Origin of the sequence: Pseudomonas sp. JAI115 (genome assembly GCF_014200835.1) — a bacterium.
In the GTDB taxonomy this organism is placed as follows: Bacteria; Pseudomonadota; Gammaproteobacteria; order Pseudomonadales; family Pseudomonadaceae; genus Aquipseudomonas; species Aquipseudomonas putida_A.
On the sequence record NZ_JACHCY010000001.1, the window covers coordinates 826588 to 853027 of the forward strand.

The 26440-nt window shown below is 61.4% G+C and carries 25 protein-coding genes; 4 read left to right on the forward strand and 21 right to left on the reverse strand.

From position 1 onward, the window contains the following. The first annotated feature begins 17 nt into the window (after positions 1–17). The 4 genes from HDC30_RS03670 (at position 18) to HDC30_RS03685 (ending at position 2713) form a co-directional block, all read left to right on the forward strand. The gene (locus HDC30_RS03670) at positions 18–482 is read left to right on the forward strand and encodes a curlin (RefSeq protein ID WP_183780872.1); all 465 of its coding nucleotides are present in this window, start codon (positions 18–20) and stop codon (positions 480–482) included. 28 nt (positions 483–510) lie between these two features. After that, positions 511–1962 (forward strand): curlin, encoded by a 1452-nt coding sequence (locus HDC30_RS03675; RefSeq protein WP_183780875.1) that lies wholly within the window; start codon positions 511–513, stop codon positions 1960–1962. A gap of 270 nt (positions 1963–2232) precedes the next feature. Further along, the gene (locus tag HDC30_RS03680) at positions 2233–2439 is read left to right on the forward strand and encodes a hypothetical protein (protein ID WP_064588150.1); all 207 of its coding nucleotides are present in this window, start codon (positions 2233–2235) and stop codon (positions 2437–2439) included. After that, positions 2429–2713 (forward strand): type II toxin-antitoxin system RelE/ParE family toxin, encoded by a 285-nt coding sequence (locus HDC30_RS03685; RefSeq protein ID WP_016983362.1) that lies wholly within the window; start codon positions 2429–2431, stop codon positions 2711–2713. Before HDC30_RS03680 ends, HDC30_RS03685 begins: the two co-directional genes overlap by 11 nt. A gap of 74 nt (positions 2714–2787) precedes the next feature. Here the strand turns inward: HDC30_RS03685 and HDC30_RS03690 are convergent, their stop codons facing one another. From HDC30_RS03690 to mnxG, 21 genes are all read right to left on the reverse strand, one after another. Beyond that, complete coding sequence (locus tag HDC30_RS03690) at positions 2788–3006, reverse strand: hypothetical protein (RefSeq protein ID WP_034152590.1); 219 nt, start codon at positions 3004–3006, stop codon at positions 2788–2790. Between the two features lie 270 nt (positions 3007–3276). After that, positions 3277–3645 (reverse strand): DUF6124 family protein, encoded by a 369-nt coding sequence (locus HDC30_RS03695; RefSeq protein WP_183780878.1) that lies wholly within the window; start codon positions 3643–3645, stop codon positions 3277–3279. A gap of 1290 nt (positions 3646–4935) precedes the next feature. Beyond that, positions 4936–5796: a CsgG/HfaB family protein gene (locus tag HDC30_RS03700; RefSeq protein WP_183780881.1), complete on the reverse strand. Its 861-nt coding sequence runs from the start codon at positions 5794–5796 to the stop codon at positions 4936–4938. A 28-nt stretch (positions 5797–5824) separates the two neighbouring features. Next, complete coding sequence (locus tag HDC30_RS03705; protein WP_016987875.1) at positions 5825–6256, reverse strand: curli assembly protein CsgF; 432 nt, start codon at positions 6254–6256, stop codon at positions 5825–5827. After that, positions 6253–6645, reverse strand: coding sequence for a curli production assembly/transport protein CsgE (gene csgE, locus HDC30_RS03710; RefSeq protein WP_183780884.1), 393 nt, complete (start codon positions 6643–6645; stop codon positions 6253–6255). The genes HDC30_RS03705 and csgE overlap by 4 nt, the downstream gene beginning before the upstream one ends. Further along, a complete protein-coding gene (locus tag HDC30_RS03715; RefSeq protein WP_083368632.1) occupies positions 6642–7181 on the reverse strand; it encodes a type II secretion system protein in 540 nt (179 codons plus the stop codon). Before HDC30_RS03715 ends, csgE begins: the two co-directional genes overlap by 4 nt. Beyond that, positions 7156–7530 (reverse strand): type II secretion system protein, encoded by a 375-nt coding sequence (locus HDC30_RS03720; protein WP_064588154.1) that lies wholly within the window; start codon positions 7528–7530, stop codon positions 7156–7158. The genes HDC30_RS03715 and HDC30_RS03720 overlap by 26 nt, the downstream gene beginning before the upstream one ends. A gap of 5 nt (positions 7531–7535) precedes the next feature. Next, positions 7536–8009 (reverse strand): type II secretion system protein, encoded by a 474-nt coding sequence (locus tag HDC30_RS03725; protein WP_183780887.1) that lies wholly within the window; start codon positions 8007–8009, stop codon positions 7536–7538. A 2-nt stretch (positions 8010–8011) separates the two neighbouring features. Further along, the gene (locus HDC30_RS03730; protein WP_064588156.1) at positions 8012–9859 is read right to left on the reverse strand and encodes a secretin N-terminal domain-containing protein; all 1848 of its coding nucleotides are present in this window, start codon (positions 9857–9859) and stop codon (positions 8012–8014) included. Beyond that, on the reverse strand, positions 9856–10374 hold the full coding sequence (locus HDC30_RS03735) for a hypothetical protein (protein ID WP_183780890.1): 519 nt from the start codon (positions 10372–10374) through the stop codon (positions 9856–9858). Before HDC30_RS03735 ends, HDC30_RS03730 begins: the two co-directional genes overlap by 4 nt. Further along, positions 10374–10922, reverse strand: a complete 549-nt coding sequence (locus HDC30_RS03740; RefSeq protein WP_064588158.1) for a GspMb/PilO family protein — start codon at positions 10920–10922, stop codon at positions 10374–10376. The genes HDC30_RS03735 and HDC30_RS03740 overlap by 1 nt, the downstream gene beginning before the upstream one ends. Then, on the reverse strand, positions 10909–11454 hold the full coding sequence (locus HDC30_RS03745) for a PilN domain-containing protein (protein ID WP_183780893.1): 546 nt from the start codon (positions 11452–11454) through the stop codon (positions 10909–10911). The genes HDC30_RS03740 and HDC30_RS03745 overlap by 14 nt, the downstream gene beginning before the upstream one ends. A 1-nt stretch (position 11455) precedes the next feature. Then, a complete protein-coding gene (locus HDC30_RS03750; RefSeq protein WP_183780896.1) occupies positions 11456–12259 on the reverse strand; it encodes a hypothetical protein in 804 nt (267 codons plus the stop codon). After that, positions 12240–13946 carry a GspE/PulE family protein gene (locus HDC30_RS03755; protein ID WP_083368629.1) on the reverse strand — a complete coding sequence of 569 codons (1707 nt, stop codon included), beginning with the start codon at positions 13944–13946 and terminating at the stop codon, positions 12240–12242. Before HDC30_RS03755 ends, HDC30_RS03750 begins: the two co-directional genes overlap by 20 nt. An 81-nt stretch (positions 13947–14027) precedes the next feature. Next, positions 14028–14558, reverse strand: coding sequence for a response regulator (locus HDC30_RS03760; protein WP_064588162.1), 531 nt, complete (start codon positions 14556–14558; stop codon positions 14028–14030). Between the two features lie 219 nt (positions 14559–14777). Continuing rightward, entirely contained in the window at positions 14778–15539 is a 762-nt protein-coding gene (locus HDC30_RS03765; protein ID WP_183780899.1) for a SurA N-terminal domain-containing protein, read from the reverse strand. Positions 15540–15554: 15 nt separating this feature from the next. Then, the gene (locus tag HDC30_RS03770) at positions 15555–17105 is read right to left on the reverse strand and encodes an ABC transporter substrate-binding protein (protein WP_183780902.1); all 1551 of its coding nucleotides are present in this window, start codon (positions 17103–17105) and stop codon (positions 15555–15557) included. A 9-nt stretch (positions 17106–17114) separates the two neighbouring features. Continuing rightward, positions 17115–17735, reverse strand: a complete 621-nt coding sequence (locus HDC30_RS03775; RefSeq protein ID WP_064588165.1) for an SCO family protein — start codon at positions 17733–17735, stop codon at positions 17115–17117. Then, a complete protein-coding gene (locus HDC30_RS03780) occupies positions 17732–18382 on the reverse strand; it encodes an SCO family protein (protein ID WP_183780905.1) in 651 nt (216 codons plus the stop codon). Before HDC30_RS03780 ends, HDC30_RS03775 begins: the two co-directional genes overlap by 4 nt. Positions 18383–18396: 14 nt before the next feature. Beyond that, complete coding sequence (locus tag HDC30_RS03785) at positions 18397–20319, reverse strand: YncE family protein (RefSeq protein WP_183780908.1); 1923 nt, start codon at positions 20317–20319, stop codon at positions 18397–18399. Between the two features lie 270 nt (positions 20320–20589). Then, positions 20590–26421 carry a manganese-oxidizing multicopper oxidase MnxG gene (mnxG, locus tag HDC30_RS03790; protein ID WP_183780911.1) on the reverse strand — a complete coding sequence of 1944 codons (5832 nt, stop codon included), beginning with the start codon at positions 26419–26421 and terminating at the stop codon, positions 20590–20592. Between the last annotated feature and the right edge of the window lie 19 nt (positions 26422–26440).

A 26440-nucleotide genomic window follows, 5' to 3' on the forward strand; every position in this document is an offset into this window, starting at 1 on the left:
GACCCGGGATTTTCGCCATGAACACGCCGACCGCCGCCCTGCTTTGCCTGCTCCTGCTGTGCAGCAATGCAGGCGTGCGCGCCGACGACCTGATGGACAACGACGACCTGGCCCCGACCAGCAGCGACCTCGGCGAACTGCCCCCACCGGTGGGTCAGCAAGCCCTGATCGACCAGCTCGGCCAGGCCAACGTCGCCCTGCTGCAACAGAACGGTCAGTCGCTGCTCGGGCAGATCGTGCAGTCGGGCAGCAATCAGGAGGCGTACATCCTGCAACAGGGCAGCGACCTGATGGCGCTGATCAACCAGAACGGTTCCGGCAACGCCGCCTCGATCACGCAGAACGGCAGCCACAACCGCGCGCAGATTTCGCAAAACGGCAACAACAACGACGCCAGCATCGAGCAGGCCGGCACGGGGCTGCAAAGCGCCGTGACCCAGTCGGGCAACGGCATGAGCGTTTCGGTCAAGCAATACCGCTAAGCACTGCAAATCATCGGAGAGTTCAATCATGTTCAAACTGACGCCCATCACCGCCGCCCTCCTGGTCATGATCAGTGCCCAGGCCATGGCCGACGACAGCCTGTCCAACCAAAGCCAGGCCGGTACCGCCAACATCGCGGATGTGAAACAGACTCAGGCCCCGTTCAGCACCGCCACCCAGACCCAACTGGGCCAAGGCAACGACGCCGCCGCCGTGCAAGACCACGCCACCAGCGTGATCACCCAGGACGCGGTCGGCGACTACAACGCCGGCTACGCCGAACAACTTTACGAAGACAACGCCACCATCACCCAGCAACAGATCGGCGCCTTCAACACCGCCCACGCCAGCCAGTCACTGGGCTTCGGCTCACCCAACAATGCGCTGCAACAGCAGCAAGGCACTGGCAACTTCTCGTTCGTCTATCAGGACTCGCAAAACGGCAGCGAAGGCAAAACCTTCCAGTACGGCGACAGCAACGAAGCCAACATCGAACAACTCTATGAAGGCAGCGGCAACAGCTCGGTGATCACTCAATTCGGCACCGCCAACTACGGCACCGCCGAACAGGTCACCCATAACGGCGGCCAGATCGGCATCAACCAGGCTGGCGAGAGCAACTACGCCTACGGCGACCAACGCAACGGCACCGGCGGCAACATCACCATCAACCAGTTCGGCAACCTCAACGGCACCGAAATCTGGCAAGACTCGCAACTGGCCAGCCAAGCCACCATCAACCAATACGGCGACAGCAACGAAACCGTGGTCGACCAAAGCTTCGGCGAAAACAACAGCGCCGCCGTGACCCAGGTCGGCAACACCAACGCGATCTACGCCGACCAGTTCGAATCGGTCAACTCGACACTGGCGCTCTATCAAGTCGGCAACGGCAACGTGCACTTCACCTACCAGAACGGCGAGGGCCACGTGCTCAGCGCCACCTCCGTGGGCAACGACAACAAGGTCTACGCCAGCAACTGGAAAGGCCCGCAATCGGGCGGACAGTTCGGCAGCAACCAACGCGCGACAGTGACTCAGGCGGGCAATGGCAACATAGCCAACTTCACTCAGGATGGCGTTGGGCATGTGATGACCACGCATCAGACCGGGACCGGCAACAAGACCACGGTCAGTCAGGCCGAGTCGTATAACGAGCTGTATTTTGATCAGAATGGTAGCGACAACATTTTGATCTCGGATCAGCGCGGAACCGGCAACCTGGTGCAGGGTTCTTCGAATGGCACGGGGAACAGCGCCGAATTTGATCAGTCCGGATCCGGGAACCAGGCGTATACCGCGCAGTTGTATGGCAGTGACAACCAGATCACTGTGAAGCAGGCTGACACCATGAACGTGGCGTATGTGACCCAGGGCGGGACGGGGAACATTGCCAATGTCGATCAGAGTGGAGTTACGCAGACGGCGAATATTCAGCAGTTCGGGTCGGCTAACCAGGCGACGGTTTTGCAGCAGTAGGGGTTGGGTGTTGGAAAACCGCGACCTGCTGAGGGTCGCGGTTTTTTTTGCGCTGACGCTTGAGTTGCGTCCTACGGAAAACGGAACGTTTTCAGAAATTCAGGGAGTTTTCTGACAAGTTCTGGCGGTTGGCCGTCGGAAGTGCAGGCTCTAGGATTTGCCGGGACAACTTGATCCTCATGGAGCTTGGCCTACATGCAATTCATCCAGACAGCGACGACATCGATACCGTTAACGAATAGACTTCGAGGTACCAAACCTGGAGGTTCTATGATCGACCCGTCCTTGATCGACCCACTGTGCCCGGTTGTTTCGGATCTTGATCCCGAGGAGCAGGCTGCGAGTTATGACCGTTGGTTTCGGGCCGAAGTACAGGCCTCTCTCGATGATCCGCGTCCGAGTATTCCCCATGAGCAAGTGATGGAGGAAATGGATGCCTTGATGGAATCAATGCGCAAAAGCGCTGATGCAGATTAAGTGGCGACCCAAGGCCCGGGTCGAACTCTCGAAAATCCTTAAGTACATTGGCGAGCGAAATTTTGTAGCGGCGACTGCACTTCACAAGTCCGTCGTAAAAACTACATCTGCGCTTTGTTGGCATCCACACCTGTATCGCAAAGGCCGCTCTCCCGGCACTCGAGAGATTGTGGTAAGCCCGAACTATCTCGTCGTTTATCAAGTGGCGGACCAAATTGAGATTGTGAGCATCTTGCATGCGCGTCAGGAGTACCCTCGACGCGACCCCGGTTGAGATCGCTTCCTCGTCTCAACACAAGAAACCGTGCTTCCCGTGGAGGTACGGTTTTTTTGTATCTCAGTACTCAGTTAATTGAGATGAAATATGCGATTTATTGCAGCTCGAGCCTTCTTGCCGTCAGCCTCGTAAAGCCCCTGTAACAAAACCTGATCGTTTAACCGATGGAGGCGAAAATGGTTGTAGAAGGCTTGTCCCAATCGCTGGTTATCAAAAGAACCCATTTCCCACAGAACTGAGAATTCTGCATAGGCTGCGCTGTCGATTTCGAGTGGTGGTGAAAGGTCCATACGCTCCTCAAAAAATAGTTAGCCGTCAGGAAGCAGTAGAGTAGCCAAAATCGGCATTACGCTTCTCTACTTCTCACATTGCCACCGCCAGGCACTTGCCCCGCTTCATACCTTCTTCGTTTTTCCTCAATCAGGGCCGACATTTGATCGTTCCCACGCGCAGCAACGGAATGCCTCTCGGGACGCTCCGCATTCCAACTCGCGAATCTGACGCAGAGCGTCAACGGCTGCATTCCTTTGCTGCGCGTGGGAACGAGCAATCAAGAGCGATCAGTTCTTGAGTTCGACGTGATCCAAGGCCTGGTTGACGGCCAGTTCGCCCAGCATGACGACCTGTGCGATACCCAGTGCAGTCTTGCGGTGTGAGGTTTCCAGCGAAGCGGCGAAGTTGTTGAGCATTTCGCTGGCCGAGCCGAGGGTTTCGCTGGCGTTGGCCAGCAGGGATTCGGTGTTGTACCTGGGGTTGGCGAGGTACATGGGTTCCGGCTCGTTGGCGCTGGACATGATGTGGGCGGTGGGCTTGAGGTAGAAATCGAGGGCGCGGTCGGCGGCGTCGTGGAGTTTTTTGCTGTCGACTGAGGCGTAGGGGGATGTGGTGTTGTTGTCTGGTTCTGGGGGGTTGGGTGTTGGTTTTTTCATGATTATTTACCCTGTATGAAGGTTATAGCTGGCCCCCCCATTCGGTTTCCAAGCGAATAGGTGGCAGCTGTACGCAGGTTGGAAACCCGGGACAGAGGCAACCCGGCAGACACAAGGTCTCCCACGCACAGCCGCCATAACAAAGTGCACACAGTGAAGGTGCGCAAGGATACGTTATGAATGGCGCTAGTGCGCTCTGTAGTTACTCGGGTTTCCATGCCCGGTCGCTGAATTGGCAGCGACGAACACAGGCTAGAGACCGGACGTCCGACGGACAACCTGAAAACATTGTGGGAAGGTTCCGCAAAATCGAAACAACCTTTAAACATTCCGAATTGAAATACGCATGTGTAGGAGCTGCCGCAGGCTGCGATCTTTGATCTTGATCTTGATCTTGATCTTGATCTTGATATTCATCTTAAAAAATCAGAGTCAAAAGATCGCAGCCTTCGGCAGCTCCTACAGTGAATGTGTGCAACCGGCGGGAATTGGTCGGCTCGTAGATCGCCATCGCTGGCAAGCCAGCTCCCACAAGGATTTGGGTACATCCACAATGGCAACTGAGTCTGAGAGATAGCTATCGCGAGCAGGCTCACTCCTACAATTGAATCGCGCTCTGTCAGCAAGAGATTGGTCGGCTGTCAGGCCGCCTTCGCGAGCAAGCTCAGCGCCTACGAAGATCAAAAGCCGAGCACGCTGTGCTCCTCACCACTCAACAGGATGAGCGTTAGCTCGGCTGCAGCTCTTGATCTTGATCCACGGGCGACGTCGGAAGGCTGAGCGGAGGGATTGATCCGGGCGTGGGAGCGCAGCGACCGTTTGGCGCAGCCAAACACAGCGAGAGGAGGTGCAGCGAAGCAAACCGTAGACGCTGCGCCCGGATCGATCCCGGAGTGAAGGAACCCCGAGCCTCAGCGAGCGGGCCGCACGTAGGAGCAAGCGTTTTTTTGCTTACTTTTTTTAGGCGTTTGTAAAAAAAGTGAGTCGCCGTAAGGGCGAAACCCTAGGTAGCCGTTGCCGCAGAAATGGATATGTACTCAGCCAGAAAGAACCCCACCGCCTGACAAAAAGCCTTCGCGAGCAGGCTCGCTCCCACAGTTGGAACTGAGTACATCTGCCAGAGATTGGTCGGCTATAAGACCGCCATCGCTGGCACGCCAGCTCCCACAAATTTCTGGTACATCCGCAAAAGCATCAGTGTTTGAGAGATAGCTATCGCCAGCAGGGCTAGCTCCTACAGTGGGAACCGAGTACATCGGCAAAACCTGGTCGGCCCGAAGGCCGCCACGTTCACTCGGCATCCGGATCAACCTTGTTCTGACTCAAATACCGATTCAACACATCATCCTGCCCAGGCGTAGAAGCGTCCCCCGCCACCTGCCACAACCGCCGCTCAATCCCCTGCGCCACCATATGCCCCACCGCCGCCTCAATCGCCGACAACACACACAACTGCGCCGGCTCGTTAGTCGTATAACCCACTTCAGCTTCGAGCAACTTCTTGAACTCGATAAATTTGAAAATCCCGGCACTGCGCGCCACCGAATAAATCGTCTTGCTGGTCATCACATTCGCCAGCACCTGCCCACTGCGCACATCCACCGCACGCAAGTTGACGGTCACCTGATCCACCCGATACTCACGCTGCAAATCAATCCCCAGATACCGCGCCCCTTCTCCACCGCTACGCACATTCGTGTCATAAGCGATGATCCCGCCCTCGAGCATCATGTTCGCCGCCTGCAACGGTGGCAGCTCACCCTGAATATTCACCGGGGTATTCGGCTTCTTCTGCGACGCGCGAATGATCTTGCGCTCGGTCAACAGGTTCTGCAGCCCTTCCCGCTCCAACACCACAAACCAGCCACTGGCCTGCATCGCGTCCATCAACATCGACGCCGCGCCCTGGGTCACGCTGGTGGAAAACGAACTCGCCGGCGTCGGCTTGTACTGCCCGGTCTGATCACGGAAGCCGTACACCACCGCCATCAGCCGCCCCTTGGGGCGTGGCATCTTCAGCAAGTCGTAATAAGTCGAGGCCCTTGGAGTCAGGGTCGGGGTTTCAGTGTCCTGCTCGGCCGGCATCGGCTCGCGCAGACTGCACCCTTGTAATGTCGCCAACAGCAGCCCTAACGCGATGATCTTTTTCATGTCCGTTCTCCCCGGAACCGTCAGCCCGTCATGGGTTGAGGCCGTTCACCTGAATTTCCGAAACCTCACCGGTCGCTCGATCGGTCACTTCAATGCTCAGTGCCCCGGAGTCGTCGATGACGTTGACGATAAAAGAGTCGGTGGACAGGCTCCCCGTGTTGCCAGTGGAGATGTTGTCCAGCAACTGCCCTAGCAGCCGCGATTGCAATTGACTGGTGAAGCGCTCCAGCGCCGAGGTGCCGGCCACGCTCGAACGGCTTTTCAGGTCCGGATCGTCGTGATCGTTTTGTGCCTGGGCGTTGTTGAGCAGCCAGGTGCCGTTGAGCGGGTTGCCGCCAAACGATGGATTGACCGGCGTGTAGACCAGTTCAGTGGCCTGGACAGCCGCGGCGCTGGCGAGCCCGATCAACAACCCCGAGATCCAGAATCCGCTGCGCCGTGAGAACGTTGTGCTGTTCATAGTTCGTCCTTCTCAAGGTCGGTGGTGTCCTGCAACAGAGCCTCCAGCTTGCGCTGGACAACCTGGCGTCGAACCCAGTCGGCGGCCGCATAGGCCTCGTCCTTCAGTTCCACGGTGTTCGGCGGCAGGAAGCGCCGATACACCAGGCGTTGCTGATATTCCACGGTCACCAGGCTGCCCCAGCGCGCGTCGGGGCGCTCGCGCACCACCAGGTTGAAATCCATCGGGCTGGTGTCACGCAGGCGTTCACTGAACGAGTAGTAAAAGTCGTGGCCGATGTGCGAGATCGTGTCGTCGACGATGAAGCCCATCATTTCGTCTTCTTCACCGGCGTGGGCGCAAAGCGTCGCCACAGCGAGGACCAGCGCGCAGAACCATTGGCGAGTCATGGCTGCAATGCCTGTGGCAGAACCGATTGCCCTTTGGCCGGGCCATTGGTGCCCTCAAGGAAGGCCTTTTCGGCAACAAACTGCCAATCCGAATAACGCTGCATGCCTTCGAAATCCGACCACTGCGTCGGGAAGTCCGCCTGCTTCAATGGCAGCTCGGTCGACGGGCTGTTGAGGCCGGTGATGCGTCCGTCGAAACCGCGTTGCAGCGCCCATTCGCCCTGACCGATCGGGTCCGGATAGAGCTGACGCAAGTGATGTTTGGCCTCGGGAAAACGCTGATCGTCGAGCAGGTCGACCAGTTCTTTCGGGTACTGCGCCAGCCCCGGCGAACTGCGGTAGTAGCTGCGCAACGCTTGTGCGTATTGAGTACCGACCCAGAGCAACTGGCGCTCCCGGTCACGGCGCGACGCGGTCGACCACAATTCACCAGCACTGGCCAGGCCCATGCCCATCACCACTATCAGGAACAGCACGCCCAAGTAGGTGAAGCCACCCTGCTGCGCGCGGTTACCACTCGGCATACTGACTGCCATCACGCGCCCTCCCGGTAGCACCGCTTTTGATGTCCGCCACGCCACCGGCGACGCCGTCCGGTGGCGCGATCAGCACCCACTGGTCTTTGCGTTCGGTGATTGGGTCCAGTGGTGCGCTGCGCAAGTAACGTTGTTCGATCAGTTGTTCAATGGAATCGGGGTAGCGGCCGGTGTCGCCGTAAAAGTGATCCAGCGCCTCACGCATCGCCGACAGGCTTTGGCGCAGCGTGGTTTCCTTCGACGCTTCAAGGCTGTTGAAGTAGCGCGGCAGCGCGATGGTCATCAGCGTGGCGATGATCGCCATCACCACCATCAGCTCCAGCAAGGTAAAACCTTTTTCCCGGCGCATGAGGTTCACCACTCGCGGTAAGCGACACCGTTGAGGCCCTTGCCGCGGGCGTGGGAGTAGACGTCGAACACGTCCTCGCCATCGCGCGGATTCTGAGCCGAACTGTTGTAGGCGCGTACGCCCCAACCCCCTTCATCGTCACGTTTGGCCGGCACCAGCGGATCGCGTGGGATGCGGCGTAAAAAGTAGAACTTGGCGCCCTTCGCGCTGCGCACATCGCGCACGCCATCGACCAGCACTTTCAGGTTCGGCGGGTAGCCGCTGCTGTTCAGCGACTTCTCGATGTAGCCGGCATCGAACGCGCGTTTATAGGCGTCGATGCCATCGCGAATCTGGTACAGCGCGTTGCGCAATTCCTGCTCCTTGCCACGCCGCACCAGGGTTTCGGTCAGGGGCGCGGCCATGCTCGCCAACAGGCCGATCAGGGCCAGCGTCACCACGACTTCGATCAGGGTGAAACCGCGTTGGGAGGCGTTCATGATCAAGGCTTCTCGACAGTGACGCGGGTGGTGGCCACGGCCGCTTCACCGACTGCACGCGGCTGCGCGGCAGGCGATGGCATCACGTAACTCTGCGAGCGATCCGGGGCCTGGATGTGCATGCTGGTTTCGGTGCCGGTGGAGAACTCCATGTCCGACGGGCTCTGGTATGGCAGGTTGCGCACGATCCGTGGAGTGATCGACAGCACCAGTTCCGATTTGCCGATGGTGTCTTTGTTGCTGCCGAACAAGCGGCCGAGTCCGGGAATGTCCCCCAGGCCGGGAATCTTGTTGCCGGTGGCGCCATGATCGTTGCGCACCAGCCCGGCGAGGATCTGCGTTTCACCGTCGTGCAGACGCAGCGAGGTTTGCGCATTACGGGTGTCGACCTGCACCGGGATCGTGCCCTGGCGGGTCGGCTCCAGCGGCGTGGCGTTACTCACCTCCAGGGCAATCTTGATCGCCACTTCGTTGTTCAGGTGCACGGTGGGGGTCACTTCCAGCTTCAGACCGACATCCAGATAGGTCACGCTTTCGGTGATCACCGGCCCCTGTGTCGACGGCACCGAGGTCGCGCTGATGATCGGCACGCGCTGACCAATGTGAATGCGCGCCTGCTCACGGTTGCTGACGCGAATCACCGGACTGGCGAGGGTGTTGATGTCGTTGTCCTGCGCGTTGATCTTGGCCTGCGGCGATGGGCCGATGGAGATGCGGTCGGAGTTGATGCCCTTGAGTTGCCCGAGCAGCGTGACCGGCGAACCATCGGAGTTGACCACACCGAAGGTGCTCGGCCATTGCAGGCCGAGGTCGAGAATGCGCTGAGTGGCGACTTCCATCACCTCGACTTCGAGCACCACTTCCGGATTGGACTGGTCTTGCGATTGCAAAAGCTTTTCCGCCATGCGGATCGCGTCTTCGGTATCGCGCATGGTCAGGGTGTTGAGGCGTTCGTCGACGAATACATCGCGGGTCTTGAGCATGGTTTTCACCATGTTCAGCGCGGTGTTGGCGTCGATGCTGGTCAGGTAAAAGGTGCGCATCACCAGTTCCTGGTAATCCTTCACTTTCTGCGGCGAATCCGGGTAGATGAGCAAGGTGTTTTCGTTCACCACTTTCTGGTGCAACTGGTTCTGTTGCAGCAGCAGGGTCACGGCGTCTTCGATGCGCACGTCACGCACGAAAATCGTCGCTTTCATGTCCGGGCGCAGGTCTTTGTCGAAGATGAAATTCAGCCCGGCGACTTGCGACAGCACTTCAAAAATGGTCTTCAGGTTGGCGTCGCGAAATTCCAGGGTGACCGGGCGATCGAGCTTGGTGCGCAGTTGCGGGTAGGCAATCACGTTGCGGCTCTGCACCAGGCGGATGTTGCCTTGCAGCTCCAGCGCGCCTGCGTTGGCCGGGTCGAGTTCGAGGATCTGCTTGACCTGACGATCAGCGCCGTAGATGTCGCCGCGACGCAGATCGCCACGGGCCAGCTCGAGTTTTTCGTCCATGGTGCGCAGGTATTCCAGTTGCTTCAGGGCATCCTGGGCGCGGCGGTTGTTCGGTTCGATGGTCAGCACGCGCATGTAGGCGGTGCGCGCCGAAGCAAAGTCGCGGCGCGAACGGTCAGTGTCGCCGGCCGTCAGCAATGCCGTGATCGCTTTGGCGCGGCCGCTGTTGAGCAGCAGGTGCAATTCGGTGTCGCGAGGATTTTCACGCAGACCTTCCTCGATCCGGGCCAGCCCCGCCTCGTACTGCCCCTGATCAATCAGGTCGGCGGCTTCCTTGTTGGCCACCTGCGCGGAACTGCACGCGGCCAGCCCGGCACACAGGCCCAGGCTCATCAGCAAACGGGAACGGTTCATTGCGTACTCCCCACAGACAAGGTCTGCGACAAATGCAAAGGCAGGTAAACCAGGCTCAATTCCAGATCGGAAATGCCGGTGATCTTCCAGGTGTCGTCGATCACATCCCCGTTGCGCACGACGTAGATCTTTTCGCCGTTCTGCAAAAACACTTGCAGGTCGCTGCGGTCATGCAGCCTGCCGACGAACTGAAACGGCACCGGTGGCAGGCTCGGGGCTTGCACCACTGGGGCCGGGTTGATCGCTTGTTCGGTAACCGTGGCCAGGGTCGGCGCGGCCTTCCAGGATTTCGCGGCGAACAGGTCGCCGGCCGGGCTCAGGTCCTTGATCGGCGCGTCTTTGGCCTTGGCGTTGCTCGCCGGCAGCGCGCCACGGCTGGCGGTTGTGGCCGGGACGGCCACCGCCACTTCGTTGGCGTCGGCGTCATCACTTGGCGAGAAATACTCCGGCAACCATGCCAGCGCCGCCGCCACGCCGAAGAACGCCAGCCACCCTGTCACGCGCTTGGTATTCATCACGACCTCGACAGGTAAAGGGTCATACGGATCCGGCCATTGAGGTCGGTGTCGCCAATCTTCTTGCGTTGCAACTCCAGGTCTTCCACCACCACCGCCGGCAACTGGCCGAGCAAGGCGTGCAGAAAGCGGCGCAATTGCGGGTAGCTGCCGCGCACTGGCAGGAGAATCTGATAGCGCGCCAGGTGGGTTTTCGGGTCGACGCCGAGGGCATATTCGCCGCGCGCCAAGGTGATGTGCTCCTGGGCTGCGAGAGCGTAGATGCGGTCGATGGCGACGGTGGCTTGCGGCTGCGCCGGCAGTTTGTTGCGGAAGTCATCGAGTTGCCGTTGTGGGACCACCGGCGGCGCGATGCTGCCGTCTTCAACCTTGGCGAGGTACGCGGTGGCTTCCTGAGTTTGCTGGCTCAAGTGCTGCAACGATTGCCAGCCCGGCAGCAAACCACCGAGTGCCCAAGCGGCTGCGACCAGCAGCAATGCCAGCCCGGCGAGGCCAGGAACGCCGAGGCCTTGCAGGTATTCGTGGACGATCAGCCTAGGGATTCGCATCGCCAATCTCCCAAGTCGCCGACAGGTTGAATTGCACCGGTTGCTCCGGCGATTTGACGACGATCTCGTGGCTCAGCAGCGAGACGTCCGACAGCTCGTCGCTGGCTTCCAGACGCTTGTGGAAGTCGAGCATCGCTTGCAGATCACGTGCTTCAGCGCTGATGCGTACCTGGCCTTTGCGCGCATCCGGGGTCAGGGTCAGTAGCGCGACGTCATCGCGCGGCATCGCTTCGAGCATTGCGAACAGGCGTTCCCACGGCCGGCGCAACTGCTGCGAGACCTTGCGCATCTCGGCGAGGTTTTGCGCCTGTTCGCGGGTTTCCGCCGGGCTCAGGGTGGACTTGCCACCGCTGTCGCCGGTGAGCTGACGCTGGGTAGTTTGCAGGTGACCTTGTTGCTGTTCGGTGTGCGCGTCGAGGTGCTGTTGCACGCTGAAGCACAGCAGCGCCAGCAGCACACCGCCGCCGAGCAGGCTCCAGCCCAACGGGCCGGAACGTGGGCGTGGCTGAAAATCGAGATTGAGCGCGCGCATGTCAGGCCACCGCCCGGGACATGACGTACAAGCCGTCACGCACGCTCATCGCGTCGTCTTCAAGGGTGCGCAGTTGCACCCCCGCCACGTCCGGATGCCCATCCAGGCGCGCCGGTGCATGCAGATAAACGTTGAAGGCGCGTTCGCTGGTCGAAGCTTGCAGCTGCCGTTCGCGACCGATCAATGCGCTGAGTGCCACATCGCTGTCGCTGCCACCCACCGAACGCACGCCGGCCCAGCGCCCTTCCCTTGCCAGCAACAACACACTGCGTTGCGGCTCGGCGACGACGAACAGGAAGTCGCCGGCGTCGAGGCTTTTGTCGAAGCGGTTGAACGCCGCCATCAGATACGGCTGTACTGAGCGCAGAAGCAAACCGCGACCGCTCACCAGCGTGCGCAGGCGTTCGAGCAAGTCTTGCGGCAAGGCGCTGGCGATGCGGTCGTAACCGCCAGGCTCAGCGGACAACACCAGACTCCACGGCTGGGTCGGTGCACCGAACAGGTCTTCAAAACACAGCTGAGCAAAGCCGCGCAGTTCTTCAGGGCTGCTGATCTGCGCGCTCCACGGCACCAGGCAGAAGCGGCTGAAGTGCCCGGAGATGACCACGCTCAATTCGGCACCGGCACGGGCATGTTCACCGAGCAGGCGATCGAGGGTGTCCAGCGCCACCGCGTAGCTCTGGAAGCCTTCATCGATGTAACCGACGCTGCCCAGCCACAAGGTGTCGCTGCCGCGCCGCTGACCAAGGCCGACACCGCTGGCGCCGAGCACGGCGACAAAACGCTCACGAGATAAAAGTGACACGATTGATCTCCTCCAACGTGGTGCGACCTTGTTCCACCAGCTCCAGCGCCGATTCGCGCAGCAGGCGCAAACCACGGGCACAGGCCAGGGCTTTGATCTGGGTGATCGGTTGGCGCTCGACGATCATCTGGCGCAACTCGTCATCGAGGTGCAGCAGCTCGGCAATCGCCGTGCGCCCGCGATAACCGCTGCCCCGGCAGTGGCCGCAGCCCTTGCCGTGGACGAAGTGGTAGTGATCGACTTTCTGTGGATCGAGGCCCGAGGCGCGCAGTTCTTCATCGCTCGGATTGACCGGTGCGCTGCAACTGCTGCACACCAAACGAATCAGGCGCTGAGCGAGAATCGCGTTGAGCGCCGAGACCAGGCTGTAGGGGTCGATTTCCATTTGCGTGAAGCGGCCGATCACGTCGAAGACGTTGTTGGCGTGGATGGTGGTGAACACCAAATGGCCAGTGAGCGCCGATTGCACGGCGATCTGCGCGGTGTCCGGGTCACGGATTTCGCCGACCATGATCTTGTCCGGGTCGTGGCGCAGGATAGAGCGCAGGCCGCGGGCGAAGGTCAGGCCTTTTTTCTCATTGACCGGGATCTGCAGCACCCCCGGCAGTTGATATTCAACCGGGTCTTCGATGGTGATGATCTTGTCCACGCCGTGGTTGATCTCGGTGATCATCGCGTACAGCGTGGTGGTTTTGCCGCTGCCTGTCGGGCCGGTCACCAGCACCATGCCGTAGGGTTCGGCGGCAAGGCGGCGCAACTGGCGCAGGGTTTCGTCTTCAAAGCCCAGCGCCTGCAATTGCACGCCGCAGACCTTGTCGGCCAGATCCTGTTTGTCGAGCACACGGAGTACCGCATCTTCGCCGAAGATGCTCGGCATGATCGATACGCGAAAATCGATCTGGCGACCGCTGATGCCAATCTTGAAGCGCCCGTCCTGCGGCACGCGTTTCTCGCCGATATCCAGTTCAGCCATGACCTTGACCCGCGAAATCACCTGCTCGGCGAACTCGTTGCCCTGGACTTTGCTGATGTTGTTGAGCACGCCGTCGATGCGGTACTTGATCACCAGACCGTGGCCGGTGGTGCCGAGGTGGATGTCGCTGGCGTGCATTTTCAGCGCGTCATACAAGGTCGAGTTGACCAGTTTCACCACGCTGCTGGCGTCTTCGCTGATGCTGGTCAGCGACAGGCTTTGCAGGGTGTCGATTTCGTTGTGGGTGTCGCCCTGGGCGTTCAGTGATTCAACGGCGTGGAAGCTTTCTTCGTGGCGGGCCAGATAGGCCTTTAGGTCATCGGCATGGACCAGATGTAGCGGTGCACCGTGCAGGCAATCGTCGATCCAGGCCAGGCGCGCCGGGTCGAAGGGGTCGGCGAATACTCCGATGACTTCGTCATTGTGGCGCAGCAGGATGAATTCACGTTTCAGGCATTGTGCGAGGGTGACCCGGTCGAATACCGGCGTCGCTTGAAACAGGCTGTCGGTATCGAGCACCGGGTAATGCAGGGTGGCGCCGAGGGTGTGAATGAACGGCATCGGCGCCAGTTCACAGAGCACGCCGAGGGCTTCAAGTACGCGTTCGCCAGAGGTGGCGGCCCGCGCCCGGGCCTGGGCCAGCTGCTCACTGGAAAAGCGCTCGGGGGCACTTGCGGCCGGCAGCGGTTCGACGACAACGGACAGACGTTCCATGGCTTGCTCTCCAACCGGGGCTCAGAGCCCTGTCGGCGCGGCAAACCTTGGCGGCAAGTGCCGGAACGTCTGATCGCGCCATTACTCCCCGGTGAGCATTTGATCGTCGTCCGGTGCCATGGCGTGCGACTGTCGTCGCCGATCCGCCAACACCCAACTGCCATCGTACAACTGCAACGGGAAGCTCTCGGTCCTGCTCTGGCGTCGTTCGACAAACCCTTCGGAAGGGCTCGCACCGGGTTTCGCTTCGCGCTTGATGCCCAGAAGGTCGCAGACCGCCCGCGCCAGTTCCGCCAAGGGAAACGGTTTGAACAGGATGTGGCTGACCCCCAGTTGGCGCGCCCGCTCACAGACTTCGGCGGTCGGGTGACCCGTTATCAGCACAAAATGGCACGTCCTGTTCTGGCGGACCGCGTCGAGCACCTCAAAGCCTTCCATATCAGGCAAGCGGTAATCGAACACCAGCACGTCGGGGGCAAAGGTTTCGGCCAAACCGATAGCCGTCGCTCCGTCATGTGCAATCGTGACGTCCAGCGCCTGCGCCGACAGATAATTCTGAAGGTTTTGCGCAAGCAGCTGTTCGTCTTCGACAACCAGTACTTTGTTAACCAAGGTCGACTCCTTGAAACAGCAGGTCCGATGACCCCGCCCTGAGAGTGCGCCTTACCAGGGGTAACGCACACTTCATGCCAGGCTGAGCGCCGGTAATTTTATGTCTTCATGTCCTTGAATTTAATGACAATGCCCGCTCGTCCCGGCACCCCGTTCCCCAGAAACGGGGAAGCACCTGAATGGGCATCGAAGCCATTCCCCACTATTGGGGGGGAACCTTCAGTCGTCGTCAATTCGTTCGATCCTGTTCTGCACCCGTAATTGCGCGAGCACCTGACGACGAGCCTGGGTCTGTTGCTGTCGGGCGAGCTGCGCCCTGACTGTGTCCAGCCCCTGCAAATCTGGGACATCGGCAGCCTCCAAGTGGTTCGGCAAATAAATCACATGCCAGCCGAACGGTGAACGCACCGGAGCGCTGGCAAACGTCGCCCCGCTGACAATCGCGGCGCGCATTTGCATCAAGCGTAGACGCGCTGCAGCAACTGTGACTGCATCCGCTTGCGCGGGCACGCGCATCAACAGGTGCCGAGGCTGCAAGGTGTTGGCGCGGATCAGTTCGGCGAACATCTGCTGCGCCGCCAGTTCGCGGCGGGTGTACTCGGTGAACGACGCCTCATCGAAACCGGCATCCTGCAATCGACGAAGGAATTTATCCGCGCCGCCGATGGCCATGCGGGTTTGCTCGATCTGCTGACGCAGCGCTTGCTCGTCGATCTGCCGACCGCGCTTCTGCGATTCCTGCCACAGCAATTCTTTGTCGATCAGCATTTGCAGCGCCGCCTGCCGCAGTTCCTTGTAGGCCTTGGGACTGCGAATGCTCGCCACCGCGCGGCCCTGATCTTCCAGGTATTCGGCGAAGAAGCGCTCGAAGCGAAATCCGGAAATCTCCTTGCCATTGACCCGCGCCACGGCCGTTTCGTTATTCGCCCACGCCAGCGGCAGCCAGCAAGTCAGCAGCAAGATCAGCGTTATGCGTTTCATGATCGGGCCCTCCGTTCAGGGGCTGGCAACAATCGGTTTATAGGGTGCGACCAGATAGAAACGCTGATCGGGCAAATCCACGGTAACCACATGCGCGCCGCTCAAACCCAGGCGTCGGCCGGGGCCGAAACTCAGGCGCGGGGTCAAGCCGGTGTCGAAGTCGTGCAGGCCTTCCAGCGCCGCCACCAGTTTCTCGCGGCTGGCGTCGCGGCCGGCCTGCTTCATGCCTTCGCTGAGCAGCAACATCGAGGCGTAGGCGCCGACTTGCAGCACCGCGTGCTGAGCACCGAGACCTTGACCTTCGCGCAACAAGGTCAGGGCCATGCGCCCGGCCTGGGTCCAGTCGCTGGGCACGAACGGATAGGCGAGGAACACCCTTCGGGTGAAGCCGTCGGGAACTTGCAGCAGATCGCCGGCCACCTGGCTGGAGGCGGCAAACAGGTAAGGCACTTGCCCGGCGCTTTGCAGCCGCGACGCCAGCCGACTGAAGCCGCCGCCATTGCCCAGATAGAACACCGATCGCGAGCCTAACGGCAGCCCATCCGCCGTAGAGTCGTAGGCTTGCAGATGGACTTTTTGCCAGCCGTGATCCTGCAAGTACTGGCCGAGGTTTTGCGCGGCCAGCGTTTGTGCCGGGTCATCGGGATAGGCGATCAGCGTCGGCCCTTGCAGCACGCGCAAACTCGCTGTGGCGTAATCGGCCAGCGCGATCAACTGCTCACGCAAGCCGGGCAATGGCTCGAAGATCTGCGGACTGGCTTGCAGGCTGCCGAGGATCGACATCGGTCCTATCAGCGGCACACCGGCCTGTTCCAGGCGCGACCCGAGTTCGCTGTCGAGAGCTGGTGCCAGCGGTGCGATCAGGGCGAACACCTGCTCCTGCTCGATCAACTGCTGCAAGGCTTGCTCGGCACTGGCGCGGTCCGGGCCGGGATCGATCACCGTCAGGCGCAGTTGCCGGCCATGTATGCCGCCGGCCTGATTGATCCGCGCCACACTGCCGTTGAGTACCGCCGCCACCGTCGCGCCCTCCTCGGCCAGCGGACCTTGGCTGGGCAGCAAGGTGCCGAGGTGCAAAGTCTCGGCGTCAAGGCCGGGGTCGCGCTCATCGGCGAGGCGTTTGAGATAGGCGGTGAGGTTGCGCTGATCTTTCATCGACAGCAGAAAGCGCGGCATGCTCGGGTCGAGGCGATTGTCGCCGGGGTCGCGGCCCTGCTCGATAGCCGTGGCCAGACTGCTCTCGCTGTAGGCCGGATAGCTGCGGCCGTTGACCTGTTGCTGGCCGTAGGTGCTGGTCAGTCGCGCCCAGTTCAATTCAGGTGGACGCACGCCACCTTCAGGTCGGCCGAGACCATCGGCGCCATGGCAATTGGCACACGGCAGACGGGTCGCCGGCAGCAACACATCCGCCGCGCCAACTCGCGCCATGATCGCTTCGCCACTGGCCGACAAGCCTTGGCGGTACAAGCGTTTTCCCGCCGCCTCTTCGGGTGTCAGCGGTGCAGCGCCCGCACCCAGGCTGACGCCGGCGAGCAGGATCAGGGCGAGGACGCGGCTCAGGTTCATGGCGCGTACTCAACGGCCAGCCACGGGCATTGTCAGCAACTGCAGGCGCTGGGCAATGGCGGCGGCCGGGGCGTCGGGACGGATTTTGCTCCAGCGTTTATTGGCGACATCGCCGACGATCAACTGCGTGGAGTGTTGCTCGGGCGTCGGCACGATCTGGCCAATGCGGCTCAATACCAGGTCCATCTGCGCTTTGTCGCCGGTAAGAAAAAGCCAATGAGGGTCATCGGAACCCTGCTTCAAGGTGTAAGCCTTGAGCACCGCTGGCGTGTCGCGCAGCGGGTCACTGGTAAGGGAAATGAAGGTGATGTCCTGCGCCTTGTCGCCCAGCAGTTCGCGGACTTCCTTGAGCTTGCGGGTGATCAGCGGGCAGGCATCGTTGCAACTGGTGAAAATCACGTTGAGCAGCACTATGCGATTTTGCAGTGCGTCGCTGTAGAAGCGCAGGGTTTCACCGTTTTGATCCTGCAACGGCGTGTCGGTGAACCAGGTTTTCGCGTCGTGAGTGCCTTTGGCCGGAGCAGCGGCAACCACGGTGGGCGGCTCAGAGACATGGCCTTCGTGAGCGAACGCAACGTTACCGAGAAGCCAGAAACACACGGTCAGGGAGATCCAGTCGAGCAGTCTCATGGCTGTTGCTCCATGGCGATGGCGGTATGTTTGGCGTGGGTGCGCAGGCCGCTGAGTTTTTCCACTTCCTTGGCCAGCAGTGCCGGATCGGTGAAGCCGTAGTAGCGCATCCAGTGGCGGCTATCGCCGTCGCCGACGAGGATCAGCGGCTGATGATTCTTCAGGTCGCCACTGAAACTGCCGAGGCCCTTGAGGGTTTCATTGATCGACTGCGGCGAGCCGGTCAGCCAGCTCCAGCCCGGGCCGCGCTGGAACGTGCGCGCGTAATCCTGCAGACGTTTCGGGTCGTCGCGCTGCGGGTCGATGCTGATCGACACCAGTTGCACTTCTTCGCCGACCCGCGCGCCGAGCTGCTTCTGCACCTTGCCCATGATCGACGAGACCACCGGGCACACCGTGGTGCAACTGGTATAGATAAAGCTCATGACGACGATTTTGCCCTGCACCAGGTCTTGTTCAAGGCGCACGGTTTTGCCGTTCTGATCGAGCAGCGGCACGTTGGCGAACTTCACCTGAGCGTGTTCCTGAGTATTGCTGGCCGGGGCTTTGTGCCCGGCGTGTTCGTCCGCCGAATGGGCGTGGGCTTGTTGGAGGCCGAGGCTCAACAGACACAGGGTCAGCAGGCCAGTGGATGCAAATCGGTTCATGTCGAAACTCCTCTTCAACGGGCCAGGCCGGGGGTTACCCGAACACTGGCAAAGGTCTTGTCATCGAAACCGGCGCCCAGCGATGCCGCACGCACATGCAGGTACCAGGCGCCGCCGCGGTCGAGGGTGATCGGCGCTTCGTACACGCCGTCGGCGACTTCCAGCGCCGCCACTTCACGCGGATGCGAGGTGGGCGCGAGGTAGTAGCGCAATTGCACGTCTTTGACGCCGCTGCGCTGGGTTTTGTCTTTGCCTTGAACGATGCGGAAACGCACGACGTAGGGGTCGTTGAGCGCCACGGCAGTCTTGTCGAGGAGGAACTCGACTTTCGGCTGGCCGAGGTGTTTTTGCTGTTTGCCGTCAGGCTCAATCTGCGCGGTAAAGCAATGAATGATGTTCGGCTGATTGAGCAGAAACGCCACGTCAAACCGCCCTGCCGTCGGCAGCCTCACCCGCGCGCTGTACAGCCCCGGCGAAACCTCGCGCAGGCTGCGGTCGATGACCATGGCGGCACGGGCGATCTGGCCACGGTTGGGGTAACCGGACATCGGTGCGTTCATGCCTTCGGCGTAGAAGTAGGTGGTGTTGTCGACCGGGTTGACCACGAACACCGCGTTGTCGTCCCGTGACACCGCCAGGCTTGAGGCCAGCGGTAAATCCCCGGCCATACGCGGTGGTTGCGGGCCGGCTTCGAAACCCTGACTGATTGGCTGGCGGCCTTCGCCGAGGGAGGACAGGTTGATCATGGTGACTTTCGGTGAAGCCAGTCCGCGGATGTAGGCGTAGGCCTGGGTGAACACCACTTGGTAGGGCTCGGCGGAAACGTCCAGATCATGGATCGCGCTGTTGGTCGCGGCATCAATGATGCTGGCGCGGTTTTCCACGGTGTTGAGCACCACACCGAAGCGGCCGTCGGCGCTGAAGCCCATGGGGCCCAGGCCTTGTTGCAACTGGATCACCCGGCGGATGGCGTGGGTGCTGGCGTCGATCACGCTCACGGTGCCGTCCTTGCCGTCGGCCACATATACCGCGCCGGACAGTGGCGAATAGGCGACCGACAACGGATGCGAGCCGGTTTTGATCTGCTGGACGATGTTCAGGCTGGCGATGTCGACCACGCTGACGGTGCCGTCGTCGCGGTTGCTGACGAAGGCGAAGCGGCTGTCCTTGCTGAAGCTGATTTCGTGGTGGCCGCGCCCGGTCTGCAAGTGTTTGAGGGGTTTGAGGCTTTGGCTGTCGATCACCGAGACGCCGGAGTCTTCGGTTTTGCTGGCGTTGTTGCCAACCCACAGCAGACGCTCGTCCGGTTGCAGCGCCACGCGCAACGGCTGGCTACCAGCGGCGATGACATCGATGACTTTGAATTGCTCGCTGTCGATGACCGCCACTTCGCCGGCCGTCGGCATCGAGACGAATACGCGTTTGTTGTCTTTGGGGGTGACCCAGTCCATCGGCGGTTGCTTGAGTTCGATCCGCGCCAGGGTGCTGGTGATGCCGCCCACTGATACCGATGGATCGACCACGGCGATGCTGGCGTCGCGGTTCATCACCAGCAGGAAATAGCTGTTGAGGTCGAGCAACGGTCGCGCGCCGATGTTGGATTTGAGAAACACCCCGACCCGGGCCTTGCAGCTCTGGTCACGGCCCTGGGCTTGATCGGCGGCGAGGGTTTGCGGATCCACCCAGGCACCCGGCGCCACCCCGGACAACGGCTGGCCGGAGGCGCTGTCAGTGACGCGAAACTGCACATCGGCGAATTCGCCTTCGCGCAGCTTGCCGTCGACGGCCAGTGGCTTGAGGTTGAAATCCACCGCCACACCGTCACGGTTCAGCGTCTGACCCGTACCGGTTTGCGCCAGCGCAATCTCACTCAGCTTCAGCAACGCCCCGGCCAGGGCCAGCGTGCAAATACCGATGATGTTGGTGATCCTGTTCATACCATCCTCCCCTCATTTGCAAACCCATTCCCTGTAGGCCTTCGCCTGCTCGCGATGGCGTCATCTGCATCACCATCCGAAACCGAGTTGCCCCAATCGCGAGCAGGCGAAGGCCTACACGGGATTTGCATTCATCCCACCAACCTCACTGCCAACCACCATCCCCTGTGGGAGCGAGCCTGCTCGCGAAGGCGTCATCTGCCGCACCGTCCAGAATCGAGTCGGGCCCATTCGCGAGCAGGCTCGCTCCCACAAGGTTCTTCGTTCTGCCTACTGCCCCTGCGGCGCCGGTTCCGGTTCGTTGGTCACGCGCAGCAATCCCCACAAACCGGAGGTGTTGCCGTAAGCGGCGTAATCGCGGAACAGGTAATCCCCAGGGATCGCATTGCTGCCGCCGGCGCTGGGGATCATGAAGCTGAAGTGCGCGGCCGGCAGGATGCTTTCGTGGGCACCGATGTACATCGACATCGGGTTGTAACCGAAGCGCACCGAGCCCACGCCCGGCGAGCCCATCGGATAACCCCCGGTGTCGCTTTTCTCGGCCTGGAACGGGTTCACCGACCAGACATGCCCGTCGAGCTGGAACGTGGTGCCGCGACTGCCACCGCTTGGCATCAGAATGTGCGTACGCAATGGCTGCCCGGGTTTGGCATACAGCACCGGCGTCTGCGGATCGCCGCCCACCAACGCGTTGCTGTAGGCCATGTGCGCATTGCTCATGTCGCCGTAACCCGCGCCGTCGGCATGCCCGAACGGTGCGTCCGGAGCGAGGCCGAAGCGATACCACAGCGGCTCGGTCTTGTAGTTGATCGCCATGCTCGAGTTGTCCTGCGGATCAGTCGGCACGCCGAAGCCCTCAGCAGCAATCCCCTCCACCGGCCGGCCATTGGCCCAACGGGTGTTCAACGCCTTGTGCCAGACCATCGCGAAGTCGCGGTAGCTGGTTTGCCCAGGCGCGGTGACCGTGGCGTTGACCTTGCGCGCATCGTCAACCCAGGTAGCGCCGATCGGCAGGATGCTCATCGCTCCGCCAAGACCTTTTTGCGGCTGCTTGATCACGTCCGCCGGGGTGATGTTCAAGCCGCCGAACTCGACCGCCGTGGCGTTGATGTTGTCGACGCTGCGGCCCAGTTGTGTCACCGGTTTGCCTTCACGCTCCAGGTGCCCGGCGTAGTACTGATAGGTCCGGGTCGGGTACGCGCCGCTGTTGCCAACACGCGGTGGCACGGTCTGGATCGGGTTGGCACCGACGTTGGCGCCGTCGGATTTGGTGATGTCGTAGGCCAGCAGTTGCGCGTGCAGACCGACATGGCTGGACGGCCGCATCAGGTTGTTACTGAACGTGGTCGAACCCAGACCGCTGTTGCGATCACGCTTGACCATGCCTTGCATCACGGCAGTCTGGGTCAGGTCAGGCATCACGCTCGGCAGACGGTTTTCCAGGGTGATGTTGATGCAGTCTCCTGCCGCTGCACGCAATACCAGTGGTTCTACCGGGATGCCGGGTTTGAGCTTGCCGCTGAGCGGATCCAGATCGGATTTACGCACGTACAGGATCGCAGTCGGATCATGCAACGGCCCACTCTGACCACCGATGGTGATGGTTTCGCCATCTTCCGGGTCGGTCACGGTAACTTGTGGAATGCTCACCGTGCGCGAGTTCAGCACCAGGGTGCCGCCCGCCGGATTGAGCGGCCCGCCGACATGCTGACCGAGCCCTTGCGGATCGCCGATGGTCAGGCCCAGCGCATTGCCGAGGATGTCGTTGGCCAGCGCCGCGACCACTTCATAGTTGCGCTGCACCGTTGGCCGGGTACCGATGCCATTGGGATTGGCACTGATCCGTGGGCAACTGCCCTCGAACGCCACGGTGTTGCGCATGCCCGCCGGGCTTGGGTTGTTGGGGATGGCGAACAGATCACTGCGCTTGGCGGTGTAGTTGCGCATCACGCCCCAGATACCGCTCCAGTAGCCTTCGATCGAAGCGTCCATCGAGTAGAGATAGTCGCCCGTGGTCGCGGCGGCGCTGGAGAGCATCGACACCGGCGCAATGAAGCCCATCTGCTCGGAGATGCCGATCATCTGCGATGCGCGCCAGCCGGAGTTGGAGCTATTGCCGAAACCGGAACCGCTCTGCAGCCATTTCACGCCGTGCAGGGTGACGTTGTGCTCTTCCTCATGGCCGCCGGCATGCACCCGCAGCCGCACGTTGTCGCCGGTATAGGTGCGCAGCATCGGCGTGAACGGATCACCGGGTTCTGCGCCGCCCTTGTTGATGTGCGGCGGAAACAGCGTGGTGCCGCCGGTGGGGCCGGTCGCCGAGGTGAGCAGATTCGGCGCCAGGTTCATCGCCGGAATCGCCCGGTCGGTACGGCTTTGCATGGCGAACGCCAGATCACCGCCGAGGCCGTCAGCCTGCATGCCGCGCTTGCCGTCCGGGCCGACCTTGTTCGGGTCGTACACGCGCAGGGCCAGCGGTTCGTTGCGATAGTTGACGACGAACATGCCCGGATCATCCACCGAAATCGCCTGCGGACATGGCCGGCTCGGGCAGCCCGGGACCTGACCGCCCTGCACTTCCAGCACCCCTTCAAGCAGATTGCTGGCGTTGTTGCGCACTGGCGGATTGATCGCGTAACGGAAGCTGTCGGCGGTGGCCGGGAACGCTTGCGCATTCGGCACGCCGTTAGGGCCGGCCCCCACATAGACGCCGGCTTCATAGGCGTGCTGGAAGTCGCTGTATTCGAGGAAGAACTCGCGGAAGCTGTCGTTCTTGCCATCGCCATCGAGGTCGCCGGTGTTGATCACCGCCTGCCATGACGTCGGCCCACCGTCCTGGCGCGCGCCGCTATAGAGAGGCTCGCCGGTTTCGGCGTGGAACCAGGTGGAACCGGCCGGTTCGGCCAACACGGTGGCGTACAGACCAATCTGCTGGTGCGTCGATGGGCCTAAGTGGTCGTGGGTGAAGATGGTGCCGAGGCCGCGATCGACGCCTTTGGCGTTGACCACCGGATCGACGAACCAACGCTGCATCGCCGTGCGCGCACCCAGCCAGTCGGCCCGGCCGTACTGGCCGAAGAACGGATGGTTCCTGGCTTTCGGGCAGGCCTGAGTGCCGTCACGCGGATCAGTGCTGGCGCACTGGTTGAACTCGCGAATCGCGTGAATGCGTTCCTGCACGGCGCCAGGCGAGAGCACGCCGTCCTCGTAATTCCAGCCGTTGGACGAGCCGTCCGCCGAGGTCAGATCCCACTTCGGCAAATGAATGTGCTGGCCGATCACGTCGGTCGGCGTGCGCACCTGATAGTCGTCCATCTCGTAGGTGGCCGGCACCAGGTTGGTTTGCTGGTATTGCACGCAATCGAAGGTATTCATGCGCATCACCAGCGGCTCTGGCGGACGCTGTTTGGTGATCACCGGCCAGGCGTCTTCCCACAGCGCGAGAATGCGCGCCTGCGGAAAGTGATAACCGACTTTGTTGTACACCGCGTCGAACTGGATGTTGGCGGCTTTGTAGATCCGTGGGCGGTCGGCGGTGAAGCTCGAGGCGCCGACAAAGGACATGCCGTCGATGCGCTCACCGCTGGCGAACTCGCCGCTGCCGGCGTTGCTGGTCAGACGTTTTTGCCGATCGTCCATGCACGGCTCGTAGTACGGCGCGCCCGCCATCGGCAAGGCACCGTTGGTGCGGAACGCCTTGGCCACCACTTGATTGCCGGGCAGCAAGGCATAGCTTGGGTGATCCTTTTTCGCGTGGAAGGCCATCGCGGCCTGTTCGACTTCGGTGCCTTCTTCCGGCAGGTAAATCGGTTTGGCGCGGGTGACTTCCTTGGAGAAGTCCAGCGAAGTGGTCACGGTGTGTGCCTCGCCACCGGCCGCGACACCGTCGAGTGCGTGCCGCTGCAAGCCGCCATCCCAACCGCCGGACTGTGCCGGGTCGAGGTTGGCCCACAGCGCTTTGCCGCTGGCCTTGAGCGATTGCGCGGTGGCGGCGTCGAGCATGTCCAGTGGCGGCGTTGGCGGACGCTGGCCCACGGAGCTTTCCATGCCGCCGATCCAGAACGGGTAGCCGGGGTTTTTCAGGCTGCCGTCGGCATTGCGGTTGGCTTCACTGCGATCGACCAGCGCCAGCGAGCCGATGGCTTGACCGGCCGCGTTACCGCCATGGTGTTCACCGTCATCATCGCCCTCTTCTTCCTCATCGTCGTCATCATGACCGGCGACCAGGGTTTCACCGATTTTCGGCACCACCACCACTTTGCCGGGCATCGGCGCCATGGCTTTGCCCGGAAGCGGCACGATGGCCGGAATGGGCGTACCGGCGACGATTTCGCCATCGGGCAAGGCCCGTGCACCCGCCGCCGGTTTGCCGCTGCGCAAGGCAAACGGTTCGCTGTGATAGCCATCGGCGCCCTGCTGCGAAACATCGAGGCGGGTGCCTTCTTCGAACACATCGTGCACCCGCCACATGGCCCACATGCCTTGGGCGAAGTGCGGATAGAAATGACAGTGATAGATCGCATCACCGGCCACGCGATTGCGGTTGCCCGAACCACCGTTGGCGATTTCATAGGTATAACCGGCGCCCGGCCCGATTCCTTGGGCGTCGACGTAATCGGAGTTGTCGTCGTTGGGATTGAACAGCCACTGATGGCCGTGCAGGTGGAAGATGTGCTGTTCGTGGCCATTGTGGGTATTGCGGAATTTGACGAAGTCACCGATGTAGCTGTGGTTGACGTTCGACGGCTCCGACGGATACAGGGCCATGGTCGCTTTCACACCGATCTGATCGGCGCGCGGTGTCTGGCCCGGGGCGATGTTCTCAAGCCCGGTGTTGGCCGGCACATCCACCAGCATCGCCACATCACCGACGGTGTGCGAGCTGAGGAAGAATTCTTCGTAGGCACACGACAGGCAGTCGTGCATCGGCCCAACGCCCAAACGGTTGGCGACCACTTCGGCGCCCATGCCGCCGGAGCCATAGTTGATCATGAACGAGTCGCGGGTCGGCTCCAGCACATGGGCCATCACCGGATCGGCCCAGTACGCGGGGAATGCTTGGGTGGCGGCGGTTTCGTCCTGGAACTGCGAGGCAAAATCGCGGAACGGTTCCAACCGGTTGGGGATCGCCGGGTTACGTTTGCCCATCGACTCCAGCGGATAGGTGCTGGACGGGAAACTGCCGTCGGCGTTGCTGCCCATGACGATCGCATCGCTTTCGCTGGAAATGATTTCACTGCCATCGACCATGTTGATGATCGGCGTGCCGGCCTTGCCTTCGCGCAGCCACGGTTCGCGCTGCGGGTAGCGCGCCTGGTAATCGACGATGGGTTGGCCGGTGGGTGCGCGGCCGGTGGTGGCCAGGCGCATTTCTTCTTCGGTGAGGGTGTTGCGATAGCTGCGACCGCCCTTGGGCACGACGACGACCTGGCCGAACAGTCCGTTGGCAACGTTGCCAGCCGCGCCCTCGCCGCCAAACGTCGCGCCACGGCTGCTGACGGCAAACGCGCCTTCACGCTCGGCGAACAAGGTGTAGGAACGGCTCGCGCCCGGTGGCACCAGACTGTTGGCGTTACGCCCGGTGAACGAGGAAATGTCATCGATGCTGTTCACCGCTTGCAGGCCGTTGACCTGGAAACCGACGTGCCGATCAGCCACCTGCTCGTCGACTTTGAAATCCTCCGCGCCGTTGGCGTTGGCGCCCTCCTCCTCGCCCTCGTTTTCAAAGTGCTTGTTCGGGTTGGCCTGATAGTCGAGCAGGTTCTGCAGATTGATCGTCAGGCAATCGCCGGCGGCCACGCGCAACACCAACGGCCGTGGACGCTTGTCCGGGCGCAGCGAGACTTTGCCCGGCACCGCAGCGCCACCGTAAGCCAGCGACTGCTCATGTTCATCGACCACATCGCGGCGCAGGGCGTACATCATGCCGTTGATGTTCTGCGCACCGAGGCGGTTGAACATCAGCGGTTGATCGAAGGCGACGACGTTGGCCACCAGGTTGCGCTCGCAACGTACGGCTGCGCCGGCCAGCTCGACGCTGAGCATCGAGGCCAGAATCAGCAGCCAGTTGAACAGAGACGGAGCGTGATGAATGCCAACCATGATCAGTAACCTCGTAGTG